Below are 21202 nucleotides of genomic sequence, written 5' to 3' on the forward strand. Positions count from 1 at the left end.
GCGCCATCATGGGCACCCGCCCCCGCCAGGACCCCGCCATGCAGCAGTACCTGCTTCTGATCTATATCGAGCCTGCCCTGCTGCAGGCACTGCCCACCGAGGAATTCAACGCGCTGATGCGCGACTGCCTGGCGCACGCCGACAAGCTGCAGGCCGAAGGCACCCTGCTGGTTGCGCAGAAGCTGCAGCCGGTGGACACCGCGCAGACCCTGCGCGTGCGCGACGGCCACAGCCGGGTACTGGATGGGCCGTTCGCCGAAACCCGCGAACTGCTGGCCGGCTTCAACCTGATCGTCGCCGCTGACCGCGACGAGGCCATGCGCATCGCCCGCCAGTTCCCGTGGGCACGCTTCGGCAGCATCGAGGTGCGGCCGCTGGAGGACATGGACGCCGAACGCGAACGCTGCGGCGCCCCGGCTGCCGCTATGGCAGCAGCCGAACCCTGATCTCGCGCGGGCCGATGCCTTCGTTGCCGCTGTAGTCGCGCACGCTGGCGCGCACGATGTATTCGCCGGGCGGCAGCGCCGCCGGCTGCCAGCGCCCGATGTCCATCAGCCCGTCGCGCACGGTGTTGGTGGCCAGGTAGCGGAAGCGGGTCACCGCACTGCCATGCACGGTGATGCCACTGTCCGGTGCATAGGCCACCCGCACCGCCTCCTTCTGCGGCGGCATGCGGTTGAACACGATGTTCCAGCGCGGCTGCTCGTACCCCTGCAGCGCTTGCCCAGCGGCATCCAGGATCTGGTACCCCACCTGGTACATGCCGAGGCGGCGGCGTGGCAGGTTGTTGTCGACCTGGTCCCAGGCCTCGACCACGATCTGCACGCCACGGCCCTGGCGCGCCACCATCACCACGCCATCGCTGCCCGCGGCCATCGGCTGGTCGCTGTCATCCAGCAGCGCGACATCGGTGATGCGCGGCGCGAAATGGTCCGCGTAGTTGCGGAATCCGAGCGCGACCGCGTTGGTCTCGAAGCCGCCGGTGCCGACCGCCAGGTGCACGTGTGCCTGGTTGTTGATGCTGCCCAGGCGCTCGCCGGCATGGATGCGCATGCCACGGCGCACGCGCATCCGTTCCAGCTTGCCCTGCTCGTCGTACAGCGCCTGCCAGCGCGCATCGAAGGGCGCATCGCGCGGCGTGCGGCCGACCCGCATGTGGATGTACTTGAGGCGGTCCACGGCCAGGCCTTCAGCCTGCTCACCCAGGCTCCAGGCCGCCACCGGGCTGCTGACCTTGCCATCGGCAATCGCCAGCACGGTCTGGCCGACGTCACCGCGCACGTCGAAGCCACCGTGCAGGTGGTGGCGGCTTTCGCCACTGAAGTTGCCACGCACCTCGCCCAACGTGCCGACCACTTCATGCCAGCCCTCCTGCGGCGCCAGCGGCCAGCGGCCATCGGTCTGCGGCAGCGTGGCGTCGGCGGCCGGCCCCACCAGCGCCGGCGCCGGCAGCTCACCGACCGGCAGCGGGCGCAGCCGGTGCAGGCGGTAGCTGGCGGCGTCAGCCACCAGCAGGCTGCCGTCGGCGTCCACCGTCAGGCCGCTGGGGCGAGCCAGCCGCGGCAGGCGCCCGTTGCCGATCAACGCGATCTGGTGCCCCTGCGTGGTCACCTGCACGATGCGGCCATCCAGATCACCGACGTACAGCACGCCATCGTGCGTGGTCGCCAGTGAAAGCGGCCCGTTGATCACACCACCGGTAGCGATCACGGTGCTGACCGTGCCATCGGCAGTGACGCGGCGCACGGCGTTGTTGAACAGATCGGCGACCAGCAGCGCGCCCTGTGCATCAAAGGCCAGTGCCACAGGCGTATCGAAGCGCGCCGCGGTGCCCACGCCATCGGCCAGGCCCGGGCGCTCGCTGCCGGCCAGGGTGCGCACGCTGCCATCGGCGCCGATTACCCGGATCCGATCATTGAAGGTATCAGCCACGAAGACCTGGCCCTGCGCGTCCACTGCGATGCCCATCGGTGCATCGAACCGCGCCTGCGCGGCCGGACCGTCTGCATAGCCCTGTTCGCCACCGGCCAGCGTGCTGACCTGGCCATCGGTGCCGATGCGGCGGATCGCATGGTTGCCAGTGTCGGCCACATACAGGTTGCCCTGCGCATCGGCGGCAATGCCCGACGGCGTGTTGAAGCTGGCCTGCAGCGCCGGACCATCCACGCGCCCCTCGCCTTGCCCGGCCACTGTTTCAATGCGGCCATCAGGCAGGCGGCGGCGGATACGGTTGTTGTCACCCGCATCGGTGAAGTAGAGGCTGCCATCGGCGCCGCGCAGCACCGCGTACGGATCGGCGAAACGGGCCTGCGCGGAGGTGCCATCGCGATCACCGGGATGGCCATCGCCGGCCAGCGGCTCGATCTGCGCGGTCCAGGCCAACGGTGTCGGAACCGGACCCGCCGGTTCAGCCCGCATCGGCAGCGGCGCTTCCCACCATGTCGCGGCCAACGCCGCTGCGGTTGCCACTGCCACCCCTGCCGCCATCCATTGCCACCGTGCCATCGCGCTGTACTGCCCCTGCCTGCTGCCTGAAGAAGCACCGACAATAGACGCTGCAGCGGTGATCCGCCACGGCCAATCGTACTGCCGGATGCCACCGTTCCATGCGTCGCGCTTGTTCTCGCTGGCTGCAGCGGGTTCAATGCGGTTCCCACGGATGGAGATCCTCCATGCCCCGCATTCTTCCCCTCGCCGCCCTGCTGGTTGCCGCACTGGCCAGCACCCCCGCCTCCGCTTCGATCACCGTGGCACCACAGAAACCGTCGGTCACCGCCGATGCGGTGCACACGGCCTATGCCACGCGATGGGACGAAGCGATCGAGCAGTCCCGCAGCGGCAACACGCTGGGGGCGCTGATCAGCATGGAGCGGCTGATGGAAGATCCGCTGCTGGATGACTTCGATGCCGAGCATCGCGGCCGCGCCGCCCAGGTGGCCGGCTGGACCGCACTGGTGCAGAAGAAGCCGGAGCTGGCGCGTCGCTACCTGCAGCGCGCGCAGGAGGCGTTGCCGGAAGATGCGCAGATTCTGCTGACCCTGGTGTCGCTGGAACTGTCCGAGAACCAACCCGCACCGGCGACCCGGCTTCTGGTGCAGGCGCTGAAGCATGCATCGGCACCGCTGCCGCTCGAACACCAGACCATCGGCTACCTGCAGTATCGCCTGCGCGACCAGCCGCAGCGCCGCATGGAACTGCTGCAGGCACTGTTCGACAACGGCTGGAAGAGCGCAGGCCTGGAACCGACGGCGATGTGGCTGGTACTGGCCACGCTGCAGGTCGACAACGGTCGCGGCGGCGACGTGGCGGCCACGCTGGCCCGCATCGACAGTCCGGCCGAGATCATCCGGCTGCGCAGCGACAAGCGCTTCGATCCCTATGTCGACCGTACCGCCGCCCGCTTCGACCCGGTCCAGGCGGCGCAGAAGCTGCTGGACGAACTGCGGGTATCCGGCCTGCTGGATCGCAAGCTGGATGCACGCATGGCGCAGTTCAGCAGCACGCTGTTGATGCTCGACCGCAACGAGGAAGTGCTGGCGTTGACCGATGGCATGGCGCGTGCGGCCGCAGAGGGCGAATCTCCTTCGGCGCAGGAAGCCGAGTGGGTCGCATGGCTGCTCAACAGCCGGATCACCGCATTGCGCCGGCTCGGCCGCACCGACGATGCGCTGACAGCCGCACAGCAGGCCGCCCGCATCGGTGCGCTCGGTCCGGATGGCATCGAGCACCAGCTGAATCTCGGCTTCGTGTTCAGTTCACTGGGTCGCATGCAGGATGCCGCGCAGGCGGTGAATGGCATCCAGGGCCTGGCGGGCTACGGCAAGGCCGCACAGGCGCTGGTGCAGTTCGCCGCCGCCCGCGAGCGGGGCGACAGCAAGGCGATGGACGTCGCGCGCCAGGCCATCCTGGCCGAGCGCGACGACGCCCGCCTGTTCCATCGCGAGATGCTGCTGGACGAAGGCAACCTGGATGGCGCCGCTGCGGTGCTGATCGAACAGCTGCGCTCACCCCTCGATCGCGCCGACGCGCTGGCCAGCCTGCAGGACATGCGGACCTATCCGTCGCTGCCGGGCGACGTGAAGATCGATGCCGCCTGGCGTGCGCTCAAGCAGCGCGCCGATGTGCAGGCCGAGATCGCCCGCTTCGGCCGCATCGAGCGCTATGAACTGTTCGGCAGCTCGACCTCGCGCTGAGCAGGCGCACACCGCTTCGCGCCCTGTAGAGCCGAGCGCATGCCCGGCTGCCTGCAGCGCGAACGCGCATGCGCACGGCCCCGCACCAGGACCTGCGGCCGCGCGTCCGGCAGCGTCGGTCTAGCGCGCCGGCACCTCGGTACGGATGCCCATCGCTTCGCGGTAGCGCGCGTACAACGCCATCACCTTGTCCACATAGGCGAGGGTTTCGGCATAGGGCGGTACGCCCTTGTAGCGGGTCACCGCGCCGATGCCGGCGTTGTAGGCTGCCGCTGCCAGCGGCCGGTCGCCGTTGTAGCGGCGCAGCAGCGCGCGCATGTAGCGGGCGCCGCCCTCGATCGACTGCTGCGCGGAGAACGGATCGCTCACGCCGTATTCCTGCGCGGTATCCGGCATCAGCTGCATCACGCCCTGCGCGCCCTTGGTCGAGACCGCCAGCGCATCGAAGTTGCTTTCCGCGTGGGCGATCGCACGCAACCAGGCGTCATCCACGCCGGTGGCCTTGGCGGCGGCCTTGAACTGCCGGGCATGCTGCGCGAGCTGCGGCTTGCCGACCTTGCCCAGGCCTTCATGCGCAGGTTCTCCCGGCGGCGTGGCCACGGTGAACTTCAGGAACACCCGCGAGCCGGGCAGGTTGCGGGTGGAATAGACCAGTGCGCCATCCTGCTCGCGCTCATACAGCACGCCGCTGAACACGCCCATGTTGCCCCACAGATTCGGGGTCTGGATGGCGTTGTCGTCGATCTCCCGGGCACTGCAACGCGACCCCGGCTCCGGCGCGGTAGCCAGACTGACGGTATTGCCCTGCACGCAGCGGTAGACCGTGCGCGCAGCAGCCAGCCCGGGCCACAGGCTGGACAGCAGCAACAGCGCGAGCAGGGCGGGGCGTCGGGACATGGCGGGCGGATCATCCGGCGACGGCTGCTAATGCCGGGTGAATGGGGGTCGGCAGGGCTGCGCCCTGCACCTGCTCGGTCGCCGCATCCATGCGGCTCACGCCCCCACAACCGGACCCACCCCGCCTTCGACAGTTCCCGGCAGCGGGCAGTAGATCCACGCCATGCGTGGATGAAACGCCCGGAGACAGTGGATCAATCGATGGAACGGAAACGCTGGGTTACTTCGCAGCCCTCCGCCGCACCCAGTACCCCACGCCCAGCAGCACGAACCACACCGGGCTGGCGACCAGGGCCTGGCGGGTGTCGCCCTGCAGGCTCAACAGCACCAGCACGGCCGCGAAGAACAGCAGGCAGGCCCAGCACATGGCCACGCCGCCGGGCATCTTGAAGATCGAGGCAGCGTGGCGCTCCGGGTAACGACGGCGGTAGACCATGTAGGCCACCAGGATCAGCGACCAGACGAAGATGAACAGCACCGTCGCCAGCGTCGTCACCAGGGTGAAGGCGGTCACCAGGTTCGGGATCAGGTAGATCAGCAGGGTGCCGCCCAGCAGGCACAGGCAGGAGAACAGCAGGCCACGGGCCGGCACCGCCGCACGCGACAGGCGCGACAGGCCGCGCGGTGCGTGGCCTTCCTCGGCCAGGCCGTACAGCATGCGGCTGGTGGAGAAGATGCCGCTGTTGGCCGAGGAGGTGGCCGAGGTCAGCACCACGAAATTGATCAGGCTGGCAGCGGCAGGAATGCCGGCCAGCACGAACAGCTGCACGAACGGGCTCTTGTCCGGAACCACCTGGCGCCACGGCGTGACCGCCATGATCGCGATCAGCGCCAGCACGTAGAAGATGATGATGCGCACCGGAATCGAGTTGATCGCCTTCGGCAGGTTGCGCTCCGGGTCAGCGGTTTCAGCGGCGGTGGTGCCGACCAGCTCGATGCCGACGAAGGCGAACACCGCGATCTGGAAGCCGGCGAAGAAGCCGACCAGGCCCATCGGGAACATGCCACCGTCATTCCACAGGTTCGACAGCGACGCGGTGTGCCCGCTCGGCGAAGTGAAGCCCCACGCCACCAGACCGGCACCGGTGATGATCAACGCACAGATCGCCACGATCTTGATCAGCGCGAACCAGAATTCCATCTCGCCGAACAGCTTCACCGTCACCAGGTTCAGCGCCAGCAACAACAGCACGCAGGCCAGCGCCGGTATCCACGCATCCAATCCAGGGAACCAGAACTGCGCGTAGGCGGCGATCGCGATCACATCGGCGATGGCGGTGACGATCCAGCAGAACCAGTACGTCCATCCACAGAAGAAGCCGGCCCAGGGGCCCAGCAGGTCGGTGGAAAAATCGATGAAGGATTTGTACTGCAGGTTGGACAGCAGCAGCTCGCCCATCGCACGCATCACGAAGAACAGCATCGCGCCGATGATCAGGTAGACGAAGATGATGGACGGGCCGGCCAGGCTGATGGTCTTGCCCGAGCCCATGAACAGGCCGGTACCGATGGCACCGCCGATGGCGATCAGTTGCAGGTGGCGGTTGGACAGGCTGCGGCGCAGGTGCTCGGGAGGCGTTGCGGGCTCGGTCATGGGCGCGGAAAGGGGCGGGCGAAGCATCCGACGGTAGTCCTCCCCGGGCCGGAGCGCCAGCACCGGAAGGTCGTATCCCGTCAAAGTTGGTCGCCGTACCCACAATGTGATGAATTTCGCGCCTGATCCCATTCCGCTCAGCCCGGCGCCATGCTCAGATAACGGCCTCTGCCCAAGGACCGGCCTGACCATGCGCCCTGCCCTGAACGTCCCGCTGGAGGCCCGGCCATGAGCCGCCTGCGCGTCATCATTGGTGGCACCGCCCTGGCACTCCTGGCGGCGGCCGTCCCGATCGCGGTGATGGCCTATGCGACCTGGGACCGGGCGGTCAGCGTCGAGCAGCAGCGGCTGCACGACATCGCCCTGCGCACCCTGCGCCGCTCCGACCTGTCCTACCACGAGGCGCTGGCCGCGCTGAAATCGGCCGAGGCCAGCACCGCCCTGCCCTGCAGCGAGGAGCACATCCGGCGCATGCAGACGCTGGTGATGACCACCCCTTCGGCAGACCAGATGGGCTACTTCGAAGGCGGCAAGCTGCGCTGCACATCCTGGGGGCCGTTCCGCTCGGATGTGAACCAGCCCCGGGCCGACCATGTGACCAGCGACGGTGCTGGCATCGCGGTGGACGTGCGCCCCGAAGCGAGCGGCCGTCACCCGGTCCTGTCGATCCTGTACGGCAACTACGACGTGCTGGTCGATCCACGCCGCTTCGTCGATGTCATCGTCGACCCGCATGTGCGGCTGGCCCTGGCCAGCCCGGACGGGCGCCTGCTGGCCAAGCAGGACGGCATGGACCCCGCGCTGCTGGAGACGCTGCTGCGCAATCCGGGCGAAGGGCTGGACCAGAGCACGCTGTATGCCACCGCCCGCAACGAGGAATGGCTGGCGATCGCGACCACGCCACGGGCCGCGCTGGCTGTGACCTTCCGCCAGCAGGCCTGGTTGTTCGTGCCGCTGGGCGTGCTGCTGGCCGCCGCCGGTGCCGGCCTGGTGATCTGGCTGTCACGGCGCCGCCTGTCACTGCGCGGTGAGCTGGCCACCGCGATCCGCCGGCGCGAGCTGTACCTGCACTACCAGCCGATCATCGAGCTGGATACCGGCATCTGCGTCGGTGCCGAAGCCCTGGTGCGCTGGCAGCGCCCGGACGGCAGCCAGGTGCGGCCGGACCTGTTCATTCCGTTGGCCGAAGAGGCCGGCATGATCGGCGCGGTCACCGACCTGGTGATCGAGAACGTGGTGCGCGACATGCGTGAACTGCTGGTTGGCGACCGCAGCGCACACATCGCGATCAACCTCGCCGCCGAAGACATCAGTAGCGGCCGCGCCCTGCAGATGATCTCCAAGCACATGGAAGGCAGCGGCATCCTGCCGCAGCAGATCTGGATGGAAGCCACCGAGCGCGGCTTCCTCGACCTGGATCGCGCCCGCACCATGCTGGCGCAGGCCCGCCGGGCCGGCCACAGCGTGGCCATCGACGATTTCGGCGTCGGCTTCTCCAGCCTGCAGTATCTGGAACAGCTGCCGCTGGATGCGTTGAAGATCGACAAGTCGTTCATTGATGCGATCGGCACCGAGAGCGCGACCAGCCCGGTCACCCCGCACATCATCGACATGGCCAAGGAGCTGGGCCTGTGGGTGGTGGCCGAAGGCGTGGAGACCGAGGCGCAGCTGGCCTACCTGCACAGCCGGCATGTTGAATTCGGACAGGGCTGGCTGTTCTCGCGGCCACTGCCACGCGACGAATTCGTGGCCTTCCACCAGAAACGGCAGCAGCGCTACGGCGCCGCGCGGGAGCACATGCAGAACCCGCGCAGCGTGCCGATCGAGCGCGAGTCAGAGCAATAGCGCCGAAAGCGCTTCGGCCGCGCCATGCTCGGCCGCCCTGGTAGTGCCGGCCGCTGGCCGGCACCCCACCTCACCTGGCGCGGCTACCCTGCCCGAAAACGGTAGTGCCGGCCGCTGGCCGGCACCCCACCTACGCCCAGGCTTTCGGCCGCGCCAGCAGCCATGCCGCGCTCACCGCCAGCAGCAGCAAGGGCAGCCATCCCAGCTGGCTGGGTCCAGCGGCCTGCAGCAGCACGCCGCCCGCTACGCCGCCGGCGGCGATGGCCAGGTTCCAGCCGGTCACCAGCATCGACTGCGCCAGATCGGCAGCGGCCCCCGCACGGCGGGCAAGCGCGGTCTGGAACAGGGTCGCCACCGAGCCGAACGCCACGCCCCACAACACCGTCGCCAGCAGCAGCGGTGTGGCCTGGCCCGGCCACAGCAGCAGGGCCAGCACCGGCAGGATGAACCCGATCACCGCCGCCCAGACCAGCCGCCGCAGATGCCGGTCCACGCCCCAGCCGGCAAGGCCGATACCGGCGATGGCGGACAGGCCGAAAGCCAGCAGCAGGCGGTCCAGCCAGGCACCGGCGCCAGCTTCCACCGCCAGGGGTTCGATGTAGGTGTAGAGCACGTTGTGCGCCAGCACGTACAGCACCATCACCAGCAGCGTGCTGCGTACGCCGGGCATGCGCCAGACCGTGCGCAGCGACGTGCGCCGGCCGGCCGCCGCCGCCGGCAGCGCCGGCAACGCCCAGCGCGCATAGGCCAGCAATGCGACACCGAGCACGCTCATCAACGCGAACGCCCAGCGCCATCCGATCTGCTGGCCCAGCAGCGTGCCGGCCGGAACCCCCAGCGACAGCGCCAGCGGCGAACCGATCATCGCCACGGCGATCGCCCTGCCCTGCAGCGACGGCACCACCATGCGCGCCGCGTAGCCAGCCACCAGCGACCACAGCAGGCCGCCGCTCACGCCGGCCAGGAAACGCGCGGCCAGCACCAACGGATAGCTGCTGCTCACTGCGGTGAGCGTGTTGACCACCACGAAGCCGGCGATCGCCGCCAGCAACAGCGGCCGCCGCGGCAGGCGCTGGGTCAGTGCGGTCATCGGCAGCGCCGCCATCACCGATCCCAGTGCGTACACGCTGACCAGCTGGCCCACGGCCGCGTCGCTCACCGCGAGGCTCTCGCCCATCGGCCGCAGTACGCCGGCTGGCAGGGTCTCGGTCAGCAGGGTGATGAAGCCGCCACCGGCCAGGGCCAGCAGGCCCGCCCAGGGCAGGCGTGTCGCCTCGCCCGCCGGACTGGCGGCATCGATGGCATGGCCGCTCATCGGGCAGCCCCCAGATCGGCATAGATCGCATCCCGCAGCTCATCGACGAAAGCGCCATCCATGCCTTCGTACAGGGTGTTGGTCAGCGCCACCACGCTGAGGCCGCGCGCTGGATCGACAAACCAGCTGTGGCCGTAGGCGCCGCCCCAACGCCAGCTGCCTTCGCTCTGCGGCGTGCCGCTGGCGGCGGCATCACGCAGCACTGCAAAGCCGAGGCCGAAACCCCAGCCCGCCGGTTCCGGCGGCCCCTGCTCGCCGAGTTGCGCCCGCGCCATCTCTGCCACCAGCGCCGCCGGCAACAGCGCCGAGGCGCGTACGTCGCGCAACGCCTCCAGCACCGCCATCACCTCATCGGCGGTGCCCACCAGGCCCGCACCGGCGGAGGCGAAACGACGGGCGTTGGTGGCACGCGCGAGGCTGTAGTCGATGCCCACGGTGCCCTCGAACGGCGCGACAACCTCGCCCTCCTGCAGGCGATGCGGCAGCGGCAGATCACTCACGTAGGGCGTGGCCAGCCGCGCCGGCTCGGCGCTGGCGAAGGCGGTGTCACGCAGGCCCAGCGGCGTCGCCAGCAGGCGCGCGAACAAGGCCTGCAGTGTCTCACCGGTCGCCGCCTCGGCCACTGCGCCGGCCACGTCCACGCCCAGCGAGTACATCCACTGGCTGCCCGGTGCGAACAGCAACGGCGCCTGCGCGATGCGTTGCACGTTCTCGGCCAGGGTCAGCGGATTCGCATCCATGCCATCACTGACGCCGGCACGCGCATAGGGGCCATCCGCATCGGCTTCCAGGAAGCGGTAACCGAGGCCGCTGCTGTGGCTGAGCAGCTGGCGCAGGCTGATCGGCGGCGTGCTGCCGTCGGCCAATGCCGGGCGGAACACCGGCAGCCAACGCTGCACCGGCGCGTCCAGCTCAAGCACGCCCTCGGCCACCAGGCGCAGGATCACGGTGGTCAGCAGCGGCTTGCTGACCGAAGCCAGCCGGAACAGCTGGTCACGCTGCATCGGCGTGGCCGACTCGCGATCGGCCAGGCCGGTAGCACTGGCGTGGCGCAGCGCGCCGTGCTCGCGCACCAGCACGACCGCGCCAACCAGGCGCTGCGGATGGACCCGCTGCAGCAGCTGCTGCACCGAAGGCAGGGTCGGTGCGGGGTCAAGGGAAAGGGCGGCATTCATCGCGGTGATCCGTGGGGAGAGGCCGCCACGTTAGGCAGCCCGCCGCAGGGCAAAAAGCCGGTCGCCGCTCCGCGCATCATGGACCGTGCAGTCCGCAATCGGCATGATGGCCGGAACTGCAAGGCCGCAACGCCGGACGGTCCGCGCCGAACCACAGTGTTGCGGTGGCGGCACCCTCCGCGTGCCCCCCTGCGCCTACCCTGCCGCCTTCAATACCCGCACCGTCATGTCCGTCCTCGACAACCTCGCCAACCTGCAGACCTTCGTGCACGCTGCCGACACCCGCAGCTTTGTCGAGACCGGGCGCCTGCTGGGCATCTCGGCCTCGGCGGCCGGCAAGTGCGTTGCGCGGCTGGAGCACGCCTTGGGCGTGCGCCTGTTCCATCGCAGCACGCGCAGCATCACCCTCACCGCCGAGGGCCAGCTGTTCCTCGCCCGCTGCCGGCGCATCCTCGACGAGCGCGACGCCGCGCGCACCGAGCTGGCGCAGCCGCATGCCACGCCCAGCGGCACGCTGCGCATCGGCCTGCCACTGGTCGGTGACCTCACCCTGCCGCTGATGGCCGAGTTCATGGCCGCCTACCCGGACATCCGCCTGGATCTCGACTTCAGCGATCGCCTGGTCGATGTCATCGAGGAAGGATTCGATGCCGTGCTGCGCGTGGGCGAGCCCAGCGACTCGCGGATGAATGCCCGCCGCCTTGGCGTGTTCCCGCGCCGCATCGTCGCCTCGCCGGCCTACCTGCAACGCCGCGGCATTCCACGCACGCCGGCCGAACTGATGCAGCACACGCTGCTGCACTACCGGTTCCCCAGCACCGGCAAGCTGGAGCTGTGGCCGATCCGCTGGCCCGACCCCGAGACCCCGCAGGACCTGCCGGTGCATATGGTCGCCAACACCATCGAAGCACGCGTGGCGCTGGCGCTGCGCGATATCGGCCTGGCCTTCGTACCGGTGCATTCTGTACGTGATGCGCTGGCCGACGGCCGCCTGGTCACCGTGCTCGACGAACACGTGCATTCCTGCGGCATCTTCCACCTGCTGTGGCCATCGGGCCGCCACGTGCTGCCGAAGCTGCGGGTGTTCATCGACTTCGTCAGCGCGCGCCTGGAAACCGTGCCCTAGGCGCGATCACTCCACCCCATGCCCGGCCCGCAGTAGATCCACGCCATGCGTGGATGCCTTTGTACAGTCGAGCCATGCTCGACCTACCGGATACCCGGCGCACCACACCCGACCATTCAGCCAGCCCCGGTATACTGCCCGCTCATTCCTCCCAGAGGCTCGCGACCCATGCGCCATTGATGCCGCCGTCTTCGCAACAGACGGCCTGACTCTTCCCGCCCCTGCGCGCAGGGGAGAACCCGGCATCCATGGAGGTCGCATGACTCCGCATTCCCTCACGCTCGATCGCGTGTCGTATCGATTGGCCGACGGCCGCCCGCTGTTTTCCGATCTGAGCTTTTCCTTCGAACCGGTCGCCACCGGCCTGGTCGGTGCCAATGGTGCCGGCAAGAGCGTGCTCGCCCGCCTGCTGGCCGGGCAACTGCTGCCCGACAGTGGCCAGGTACGCGGCAGCGGTCGCGTGTTCCTGTTGCCGACACCTGGCTATCCGCCGGCCGGAACGGTCGGTCAACTGGCCGGCGTCGGTGATGTGCTGGACGCGCTGGCACGCATCGAGGCCGGCAGCGTGGACGAAGCCGACTTCGCCTGCGTCGGTGACCGCTGGGACCTGCGCGAACGCCTGCAACAGCAATGGCAGGCGCTCGAACTGCCGGATGATCTCGATCCGGCCCAGCCCGCCGCGCGCCTCAGCGGCGGCCAGGCGATGCAGGTGGCGCTGTCCGGTGCCTGGGCCAGCGGCGCCGATTGGCTGATCCTGGACGAACCCAGCAACCACCTCGATGCACGCCATCGCCAGCACCTGTACCAGCAGTTGCAGCAGTGGCGCGGCGGCCTGCTCGCGATCAGCCATGACCGCGATCTGCTGGCCCGCATGCAGCAGATCGTCGAGCTGGATGCACGCGGGCTGCATCGCTATGGCGGGCCATGGCAGCACTACGCCGATGCGCGCGCCGCCGAGCGCGAAGCGGCGGCCGCCCAGCTCGACCATGCCCGCGCCCAGCACCGGCAACAGCAGCGCAGCGCGCGCGAACAGCACGAACGCCAGCAGCAGCGGCAGGCACGTGGCAACCGCGATGCGAAGCAGGCCAACCAGGCACCGATCCTGCTCGGCCGGCAGAAGCAGCGCGCCGAAGCCAGCCACGGCCGCGCACTGCAGGTGCAGGCCGAGCGCCTGCAGGCCAGTGCCGAGCAGCTGCGCGCCGCAGCCTCGGCGGTGCACGTGGCGCCGGAGCTGGCGCTGTTCGCCGGTGATGCCGAGCGCGGCAGCGCACGCTTGCTGCAGGCAGAGGATCTGGTGCTGCCGCAGGGCTGCACAGCCCCGCTGCAGATGGAGATCCGCCGCGGCCAACGCATCGCGGTGGTCGGCGACAATGGCAGTGGCAAATCGACCCTGCTGCGCGTATTGGCCGGTCAGCTGGCCGCGCGCTGCGGCACGGTGCAGCGCCACGCGCCCGTGGCCCTGCTCGACCAGCAGCTGCTGGGGTTGGCCGGAGAGCGCAGCATCCTCGACACCGTGCAGGCGGCCAACGCGGCCGCCGATCCCGGCGAACTGCGCACGCGGCTGGCCCTGCTCGGGCTGGATGCCCAGCGCATCCAGCGGCCGGCCGCCAGCCTCAGTGATGGCGAACGGGTGAAAGGAGCGCTGGCCAGCGTGCTGTATGCCGAGCCGGCGCCCCAGCTGCTGTTGCTGGACGAGCCCGGCAACGCGCTGGACCTGGGTGCATTACAGGCGCTGGAGCAGCTGCTGGCGGCGTGGCCGGGAGCCCTGCTGATGGTCAGCCATGACCGGCACCTGCTGCAGGCGCTGCGGCCGACGCTGGTGCTGCAGGTCAGCGCCGAAGGTTGGCAGTGGCGGGATGAACTGTAGAGCCGGGCGATGCTCGGCTTCGGTGGGGCTGCATCCACGCGTGGCGTGGATCTACCTGCAATTCGCGCGAGGCGTGGATCTACCTGCATCTGCGCGTGGCGTGGGTCTTCGGCGGGGCGGTTCTGCGGGGCGGGTTCGCAGTAGATCCACGCCATGCATGGATGCGATGACGGCACAGCCGGGCGTGAGCCCGGCTCCACCGGTGAACGCCGCTCAGCGCTTCCACACCGGGAAGGCCTGCGGCAGCTGCTGCCACAGCAGCGGTCCTGCGCGCAGCTCATGATCGTTGAGCAGGCACGCGTCCAGCTCCGCACGCACCGCGCGCTCATCCATGTGCACACCGATCACCACCAGCTCCTGGCGACGATCGCCCCATAGCGGATGCCACAGACGCTGCATCGCCGCGTGTGCGGCCGAGTCCGGGAACTCCTCCAGGCCCGGCAAGGGCGCGCTCCAGCAGTCGGCCTGCTGCCGCGCCCAGCCCAGGTCGCTGTAGGGCAGTGGCGTGGGCGGCAGCAGCGGCGTGGTGTCCTCCAGGCCGGCGCGCACGCGCTCGCGCGCGGCGTACCAGAACCCCGCCGCCTGCGTACGGGTAGCCGCGCCCACGCTGTTCAGCTCGCCAACCCAGTCCATGCGGTTGGCCAGCCAGAACCAGCCCTTGCTGCGGATCACGCCAGGCATGCCCGACTGCAGCGCGCGTGCGAAGCGCGCGGGGTGGAACGGACGCCGTGAACGGTAGACGAAGCTGCCGATGCCATATTCCTCGGTTTCCGGCGTGTGTTCGCCACGCAGCTCCTTCACCCAACCGGGCGCACGCTGCGCACGCTCGAAGTCGAAACGACCGGTATCCAGCAGCTCGGCCAGCGGCACATCACCGAAGCTGGACAGCAACAGCTTCGCGTCGCGGTTGAGCCCGCGCAGCACCGCCAGCGTGTCCTGCAGCACTTCGTCATCCACCTGGTCAACCTTGCTGACCACGATCACGTCGGCAAACTCCACCTGCTCGCACAGCAGGTCCACCACACCACGATCATCCTCCGGGCCGGCCTGCTGGCCACGCTCGGCCAGGCGCAGGGTCGAGCCGAAATCTGCAAGGAAGGCGCTGCCATCGACCACCGTCACCATCGTGTCCAGGCGCGCGATATCGCTCAGGCTGAAGCCCTGCTCATCGCGCACCGCGAAGGTGGCTGCCACCGGCATGGGTTCGCCGATTCCGGTCGATTCGATCAGCAGGTAGTCATAGCGGCCGGCGTCGGCCAGGCGCCGCACTTCCTGCAGCAGGTCGTCGCGCAACGTGCAGCAGATGCAGCCGTTGCTGAACTCCACCAGCGTCTCTTCGGTACGACGCAGTTCGGCCCCACCCTCGCGCAGCAGCTGCGCATCGATGTTGACCTCGCTCATGTCGTTGACGATGACCGCCACGCGCAGGCCTTTGCGGTTGCGCAGGATCTGGTTGAGCAGGGTGGTCTTGCCGGCGCCAAGGAAGCCGGACAGCACGGTGACCGGAAGGCGACGGTCGGCGCGGGAAACAGTGTTCATGTCGGAGCGGGTTGGCTGCGGAACGGAAATGTTACTTTATAACATATGTTATGCAAGGAACCTCCCCGATGAAGTCACCGTCTGCCGCCCTGCTCGATGCCGGCGCGGTCGCGCTGTCCAGCCTGTGCCTGCTGCATTGCCTGGCGCTGCCCCTGCTCGCGGCGGCGCTGCCGCTGTTCGGCGCCTGGGCCGAAGCGGAATGGGTGCACCTGCTGTTCGTGTCCATTGCCCTGCCGCTGACCGGCTATGCGCTGTGGCGGGCCGAACGCCGCCAGCCGCTGCCGATGCTGGCCTGGGCCAGTGCCGGTGCCGGCCTTGCACTGCTGCTGGCCGGTGCGCTGGCGCTGCCCTCGCATGCCTGGGAAACCCGCATGACCGTTGCCGGCAGCCTGCTGCTGGCGGCAACCCATCTCTGGAACGCGCGACACCGGCACGCGGGGTAGTGCCGGCCGCTGGCCGGCAAATGCGCGGAAACACGCCTGTAGTGCCGGCCGCTGGCCGGCAATCTCACAAACGCCCCATGCAACCCGCAGATGCCGGCCGCTGGCCGGCAGGACCCCGCTATTTGCCGTAGCGGCGCAGCAGCTCCACCAGCACCTCGGCTTCGGCCGCCCGCTGCTGCGGGTCCTCGGCGCCGACCACGTGCTCCTGCAGATGCTCGTGCAGAAGTTCCATCAGCAGGCTGTGGGCCGCACCACGCACGGCGGCGACCTGCACCAGTACCCCGGCGCAGTCACCGGCCTCGCCCTCGGGCGTGTCCAGCGCCTGCTCCAATGCCGCCACCTGGCCGCCGATACGGCGCACCCGGGTCAGCAGCTGCTTTCGATTTCTGTGTACATGGGCCATGGCCGGATCATATACCCTATGGGGGTATCTACTCCACCCCATGACTGCCCATGCACCTGGACGCCCTTGCTGCCGCCCGCCGCCACGAACACCGCTTCGACGACGGCAATCCGCTGGCCGAACGCAACACCCGCCGCGCCATGTGGCTCACCGTCAGCATGATGCTGGTGGAGATCATCGGCGGCTGGTGGTTCAACTCGATGGCCGTCCTCGCCGACGGTTGGCACATGAGCTCGCACGCGCTGGCACTGGGCCTTTCGGTGTTCGCCTACCGCTGTGCGCGGCGCTACGCGCAGGATCCGCGCTTCGCCTTCGGTACCTGGAAGATCGAGATCCTCGCTGGCTACACCAGCGCCATCGCCCTGCTGGGGGTCGCCGCCCTGATGGCCGTGCAATCGCTGCAGCGGCTGTGGCTGCCCGCTCCCATCCACTACACCGAAGCCATTGCGATCGCAGTGGTCGGCCTGGGCGTGAACCTGCTGTGCGCCTGGTGGCTGCACGACAGTCCCGGCCACGCGCATCATGCCCATGGACACGACCATGCCCAGCACGGCCACGGTCACGGTCACGATCACCACCACGGCCATGCGCACACACATGACCTCAATCTGCGTTCGGCCTATGTGCACGTACTCGCCGACGCTGCCACCTCGGTGCTGGCCATCGTCGCCCTGCTCGGCGGCAAACTGCTGGGCCTGACCTGGCTGGACCCGGTGATGGGCCTGGTCGGTGCCGTGCTGGTGACGGTGTGGGCGGTCGGCCTGCTGCGCGACAGTGGCCGCATCCTGCTCGACGCACAGATGGATGCCCCGGTGGTGGCCGAAGTGCGCGAGGTGATCGAACAGGGCCGGTGGCCGGCACGCCTGGCCGACCTGCACGTCTGGCAGGTCGGCCGCGGCAAGTATGCGGTCAGCGCCAGCGTGGTCACCAGCGACGCCACGCTGGATGCCGATAGCGTGCGGCAGGCGCTGGCGATCCACGAAGAACTGGTGCACGTGACCGTGGAGATCCACCGCAGCCAATAACCCGCATCGGCTCGTGGCAGCCGCTGGCCGGCAACCACATGGGAACGCAACGGTAGTGCCGGCCGCTGGCCGGCCTTCTCTGCCATTGCCGGCCAGCGGCCGGCACTACCGCTAGAGCTTCAACATCATCCGCAGCAGGTACATCAGCAGCGGCAGTGCACTCAGCACGGCGCCGCCGATGCCGATCCACGGCCAGCGCTCACCGCGCACGCGCGAGGCCACCGCCAGGCCGCCGCCCACCAGCGCCGCGCCCAGCACGCCTACCCCCAGGCCCGCGGCCATGCCATTGCCACCAGCCGCCACCGCCGCCTGCGCGGCCAGGCTACCCGCGCCCCAGCCCACGCCCATTCCCAGCCAACTGGCCACGCCGCACCACGGAGCCTTGCCCTGCGCCATCCGAAAACCCCTTTGCTCTTGCCGAATTTCTGTACGGGCCGCGCCCGCGTGCTGCCTACACTAGCCGCACCTGCCCCGTCGGGACATCCCATGCGCACGCTCCGCCTGCTGCTGCCCGGTGCCCTTCTGCTGCTTACCGCCTGTAGCGGTGATGCCGGCCTTCCGTTCTCTGCCGATCCATTGCAGGGCTGCTTCGCCACCAGCGCACGCAAGCCGGCCGATTTCCGCGTCGAAAAAGAGGGCGGCCAGTACTATGTCTCGTTCAGCCGTGGCGACCAGTGGCAGCGCGAACCGAATGCCCTGCACAAGGCCACCCGCAGCGAAATCAGCCGCTACTTCCGCGACGACGCCGAACAGATCGACAGTGCGCTGATCCGCATGGCCGGCGGCTTCGGCATTTTCCACTTCAACAAGGGCGCGACCTTGAAGGGCAAGGCCAGTGACAGCGACTACATGGCGCTGATGCTGATCGGCGCCGGACCGGTGTATGCGGTGAAGTGCAGCTGAGCGCCCCGCGGCGCCGGCTCGGCGCTGCAGCAGCTGCGGTACCATGCCCTCCCCCGAACCGCCCCGGTACCCGCCGTGCCCCACTACACCGGCCCCCTGCTGACCCGCGACAGCGCCGATACCCTGCGCCGTGCCCATGACAAGGGCGCCACCGACTGGCAGGGCTCGCTCGACCTGGGCCGCAGCCAGCAGCCGGTGGCGCTGGACGCCACTGGCTTCCAGTACCGCGGCCAGGCCTACCCGTGGCCGGGCAAGCTGAAGGACCGCACGCTGTACTACTGGGACGGCGAGGAATTCGCACCGATCTCGCGCTACAGCGGCGCCCTGATCAAGCTGGTGCCCACCGAGTGGGGTGCGCCAACCTTCGAGATCGACGGCATCAAGATGCTGCCGACCTCCCGACTGTCGCCGTTCGAGGACGCGCGCCGCAAGGTCGAGCTGGTTGCGCCCGCCGGCAAGATCATCCTCGACACCTGTGGCGGCCTGGGTTACTTCGCGGCCTGCGCGCTCGAGGCCGGTGTCGGCCAGATCCGCTCGTTCGAGAAGAACGCCGATGTGATGTGGCTGCGCACGCTCAATCCGTGGTCGCCCGATCCGGACTCGGCCGCCGCCGGTGGCCGCCTGCAGTTCAGCCACGGCGACGTCTCGCAGCAGATCGAACAGGTGGCCAGCAACAGCGTCGATGCGATCCTGCATGACCCGCCGCGCTTCGGCATCGCCGGCGAACTGTATTCGCAGGTGTTCTACGACCACCTGTCGCGCGTCATCCGCAAGGGCGGCCGCCTGTTCCATTACACCGGTGCGCCGAACAAGCTGACCAGCGGCCGCGACGTGCCGCGCGAAGTCGCCAAGCGCCTGGAGAAGGCCGGCTTCAAGGCCGAACTGGCGCTTGACGGCGTGCTGGCCGTCAAGCGCTGAACGTCATTCCGATTTGACCTTCGCCAGCGTCAGCACCCAGGCCGGCACTTCCGGCTCACCGGCGTAGAAGTCCTTCGGCTTGTTCTCCGCCATCGCCCAGCGGTGCAGCCAGCTCGGGCCGTAGCGGCCGTTGTAGCCTTCCGCGCCGCGCGCATAGGCCGGGTCGCGCATCGCCTCTTGCAGCGAAATGAAGCGATAGCCGCGGCGCCGGGTCGCCGCCACCAGTTCGGCGAAGGTGGCCGCGTTGAGCTCGTTGGCGTGCATCAGCCACACCTGTGGCAGCGCGTAGCCGAGCAATCCCTGCGACTGCTTCTCGTAGTAGTCCAGCTTGTTCAGCATGTACGGCACATAGCCCTTGCGCAGCTGCGCCAGCGTGGCCTCACGCGCCGGAGAATCGGCCTGTTCGTTCATCACGTTGGCATAGGCGAACGCCCACACCCACTCGCCGTTGTCGACCGTTACCGGTGCCACCCGGTAGCCGTGCGCCTTGAAGAATGTCTCCATCTGCGCACGCTCTTCCGGCGTGCGGCCGGCGCGCAGGTAAGGATGGCGCATCCACTGCGGAGCCTGCCCCCGCTCGGCCAGCAGCGGCCGTAGCACCGTCTCGCCCTGCAGGAAATCCTGCTGGAAGGCGGCCATGCCCTTGGCATTCAGATCCATGTGCGAGTACGTATGGTTGCCCAGCTCAAGACCGGCATCGAGCCAGTCGCGCAGCATCTGCACCCGCGCCGGTTGCACCTGCCCGTCCACTTCAAGCTTGTTGCCGTTGACGAAGCCGACCACTGGCACGCCCGCCTCGCGCAGCTGGGCCATCAGCGCCAGATGACGTGCCTGCAGGTCGGGCGGCACGATCTCATCCACTCTCGCCCATGGCAGGTCGTCGATGGTCACCGCGATCCGGCGATCCACCTCGGCGGCCTGCACCGCCAACGAACACAACAACAACGGCAGGGCACGCAGCAACCAACGCATCAGCTTTTCCTTGCAGGGGCGATGCGTGGACTGTAGCGCGATTGCCGGCACCGCTGCCGCGAGGAGCTTCATTGGGTAAGTCGTGTGGCGGCACCGCTGCCGCCACACCCGCTACACGCCGGGCGGCGCTTCCCGACGCTCGCGCACGATCGCGCGCCACAGCATGAACCCGGCCACCATCGCCACCAGCAGCAGGACGGCCAGCACCGCTGCGAGATCATCGGGATTGCGCAGCAGCGAAGCCTGTTCGCGGGTGAGGATGCTGAACACCACCTGCTGCGCCTGCGCCAAGGGCAGCCGCCCCTGCTCGCCCAGTTCCACCAGGCACGCCGTTGGAGACAGCTTGGCCACGCTGATCCAGGCCAGGTCATACAGATGCAATGCCCGGATCGCCAGCACCAGGATGGCGCCATGCACGGCCATCAAGCCCCAGTTGGCACGCCGCAGCGCAATGGACACGCGACCAAGCCGATAGACGCTGATCGACATCGCCCCCAACAGGGCCAGCACCACCCCTGCCATCGGAATCCACTGCAGCGGTTGCCACGCGGCGAGTGCGGTGGAACGTGCCATCAGCTGCTCGGCCACCTGCAAACGCGCGGCAGGATCGGGACCGCCGCAGGCTTCGTCCACCGGCTCCAGCAGCAGTCCAACGCGGTAGTGGAAGAAGCCGGCGGCCAGCGCCACCGCCAGCAGTGCGACCACCTGCAACACCAGCAGCATCGGACCAGGACCACAGATACGGCAGAAGCGGGAAGCAGCAGAGACCATCAGCTCATCCATGACGACGAAGAACCATCCTAACCAAGCCGGCGCAGCGTTGTCGGCAGGCGGATGCGACATCGGTCGAGCATCTTGCAGTCCGGGTTCATGTAGAGCCGAGCCGATGCTCGGCTGCATGTTGCAGGGCTGCGGTCTTCTTCGCCCACGGAAATCACGCGGTGCGCGCGTCAGCCGAACATGGGCTCGGCTCTACAGATGGGTAGG

Annotated in this window: 19 protein-coding genes; 9 read left to right on the plus strand and 10 right to left on the minus strand. The window is 68.8% G+C overall.

The annotated features are described in order from the left end of the window. Positions 1-38 precede the first annotated feature (38 nt). The gene (locus Q0P60_RS12710; RefSeq protein ID WP_294994019.1) at positions 39-446 is read left to right on the plus strand and encodes a YciI family protein; all 408 of its coding nucleotides are present in this window, start codon (positions 39-41) and stop codon (positions 444-446) included. Here the strand turns inward: Q0P60_RS12710 and Q0P60_RS12715 are convergent. After that, positions 424-2505, minus strand: a complete 2082-nt coding sequence (locus Q0P60_RS12715; protein ID WP_294993759.1) for an NHL repeat-containing protein — start codon at positions 2503-2505, stop codon at positions 424-426. The genes Q0P60_RS12710 and Q0P60_RS12715 overlap by 23 nt on opposite strands. A 167-nt stretch (positions 2506-2672) precedes the next feature. On the opposite strand from Q0P60_RS12715, the gene Q0P60_RS12720 reads away from it, so the two are divergent. Continuing rightward, positions 2673-4193: a tetratricopeptide repeat protein gene (locus Q0P60_RS12720; RefSeq protein ID WP_294993762.1), complete on the plus strand. Its 1521-nt coding sequence runs from the start codon at positions 2673-2675 to the stop codon at positions 4191-4193. A gap of 120 nt (positions 4194-4313) precedes the next feature. Here Q0P60_RS12720 and Q0P60_RS12725 read toward each other — a convergent pair whose 3' ends face one another. Beyond that, positions 4314-5090, minus strand: coding sequence for a lytic transglycosylase domain-containing protein (locus Q0P60_RS12725; protein WP_294993765.1), 777 nt, complete (start codon positions 5088-5090; stop codon positions 4314-4316). Positions 5091-5310: 220 nt separating this feature from the next. Beyond that, a complete protein-coding gene (gene cycA / locus Q0P60_RS12730) occupies positions 5311-6684 on the minus strand; it encodes a D-serine/D-alanine/glycine transporter (protein ID WP_294993769.1) in 1374 nt (457 codons plus the stop codon). 228 nt (positions 6685-6912) lie between these two features. Between cycA and Q0P60_RS12735 the strand changes: the two genes are divergently transcribed. Then, positions 6913-8529: an EAL domain-containing protein gene (locus Q0P60_RS12735; protein ID WP_294993772.1), complete on the plus strand. Its 1617-nt coding sequence runs from the start codon at positions 6913-6915 to the stop codon at positions 8527-8529. A 130-nt stretch (positions 8530-8659) separates the two neighbouring features. Here the strand turns inward: Q0P60_RS12735 and Q0P60_RS12740 are convergent, their stop codons facing one another. Then, positions 8660-9844, minus strand: a complete 1185-nt coding sequence (locus Q0P60_RS12740; RefSeq protein ID WP_294993775.1) for an MFS transporter — start codon at positions 9842-9844, stop codon at positions 8660-8662. Then, the gene (locus Q0P60_RS12745) at positions 9841-11019 is read right to left on the minus strand and encodes a serine hydrolase domain-containing protein (RefSeq protein WP_294993778.1); all 1179 of its coding nucleotides are present in this window, start codon (positions 11017-11019) and stop codon (positions 9841-9843) included. Before Q0P60_RS12745 ends, Q0P60_RS12740 begins: the two co-directional genes overlap by 4 nt. Positions 11020-11245: 226 nt before the next feature. Here Q0P60_RS12745 and Q0P60_RS12750 point away from each other — a divergent pair, with 226 nt between their 5' ends. Both Q0P60_RS12750 and Q0P60_RS12755 read left to right on the plus strand, forming a co-directional pair. Beyond that, complete coding sequence (locus tag Q0P60_RS12750; RefSeq protein WP_294993781.1) at positions 11246-12145, plus strand: LysR family transcriptional regulator; 900 nt, start codon at positions 11246-11248, stop codon at positions 12143-12145. A gap of 259 nt (positions 12146-12404) precedes the next feature. Continuing rightward, entirely contained in the window at positions 12405-14012 is a 1608-nt protein-coding gene (locus Q0P60_RS12755) for an ATP-binding cassette domain-containing protein (protein ID WP_294993783.1), read from the plus strand. A 213-nt stretch (positions 14013-14225) separates the two neighbouring features. Here Q0P60_RS12755 and Q0P60_RS12760 read toward each other — a convergent pair whose 3' ends face one another. Further along, the gene (locus Q0P60_RS12760) at positions 14226-15551 is read right to left on the minus strand and encodes a GTP-binding protein (RefSeq protein ID WP_294993786.1); all 1326 of its coding nucleotides are present in this window, start codon (positions 15549-15551) and stop codon (positions 14226-14228) included. A gap of 68 nt (positions 15552-15619) precedes the next feature. Here Q0P60_RS12760 and Q0P60_RS12765 point away from each other — a divergent pair, with 68 nt between their 5' ends. Beyond that, positions 15620-15994 carry a MerC family mercury resistance protein gene (locus tag Q0P60_RS12765; protein WP_294993788.1) on the plus strand — a complete coding sequence of 125 codons (375 nt, stop codon included), beginning with the start codon at positions 15620-15622 and terminating at the stop codon, positions 15992-15994. Between the two features lie 118 nt (positions 15995-16112). On the opposite strand, the gene Q0P60_RS12770 is transcribed toward Q0P60_RS12765, so the two are convergent. Beyond that, the gene (locus tag Q0P60_RS12770) at positions 16113-16397 is read right to left on the minus strand and encodes a metal-sensing transcriptional repressor (protein WP_294993790.1); all 285 of its coding nucleotides are present in this window, start codon (positions 16395-16397) and stop codon (positions 16113-16115) included. A 50-nt stretch (positions 16398-16447) separates the two neighbouring features. Here Q0P60_RS12770 and dmeF point away from each other — a divergent pair, with 50 nt between their 5' ends. Continuing rightward, positions 16448-17422, plus strand: a complete 975-nt coding sequence (dmeF, locus tag Q0P60_RS12775; RefSeq protein ID WP_294993797.1) for a CDF family Co(II)/Ni(II) efflux transporter DmeF — start codon at positions 16448-16450, stop codon at positions 17420-17422. A 111-nt stretch (positions 17423-17533) separates the two neighbouring features. Here dmeF and Q0P60_RS12780 read toward each other — a convergent pair whose 3' ends face one another. Next, positions 17534-17818 (minus strand): hypothetical protein, encoded by a 285-nt coding sequence (locus tag Q0P60_RS12780; protein WP_294993799.1) that lies wholly within the window; start codon positions 17816-17818, stop codon positions 17534-17536. A gap of 90 nt (positions 17819-17908) precedes the next feature. Here Q0P60_RS12780 and Q0P60_RS12785 point away from each other — a divergent pair, with 90 nt between their 5' ends. After that, positions 17909-18325: a hypothetical protein gene (locus Q0P60_RS12785; RefSeq protein ID WP_294993802.1), complete on the plus strand. Its 417-nt coding sequence runs from the start codon at positions 17909-17911 to the stop codon at positions 18323-18325. A gap of 75 nt (positions 18326-18400) precedes the next feature. Continuing rightward, complete coding sequence (locus tag Q0P60_RS12790; protein ID WP_294993805.1) at positions 18401-19243, plus strand: MnmC family methyltransferase; 843 nt, start codon at positions 18401-18403, stop codon at positions 19241-19243. A 3-nt stretch (positions 19244-19246) separates the two neighbouring features. Here Q0P60_RS12790 and Q0P60_RS12795 read toward each other — a convergent pair whose 3' ends face one another. Both Q0P60_RS12795 and Q0P60_RS12800 read right to left on the minus strand, forming a co-directional pair. Then, positions 19247-20215, minus strand: coding sequence for a polysaccharide deacetylase family protein (locus Q0P60_RS12795; RefSeq protein ID WP_294993808.1), 969 nt, complete (start codon positions 20213-20215; stop codon positions 19247-19249). Between the two features lie 111 nt (positions 20216-20326). Continuing rightward, positions 20327-20986 carry a hypothetical protein gene (locus Q0P60_RS12800; RefSeq protein WP_294993812.1) on the minus strand — a complete coding sequence of 220 codons (660 nt, stop codon included), beginning with the start codon at positions 20984-20986 and terminating at the stop codon, positions 20327-20329. Between the last annotated feature and the right edge of the window lie 216 nt (positions 20987-21202).

This window comes from uncultured Stenotrophomonas sp. (assembly GCF_945952405.1).
Lineage (GTDB): Bacteria > Pseudomonadota > Gammaproteobacteria > Xanthomonadales > Xanthomonadaceae > Stenotrophomonas.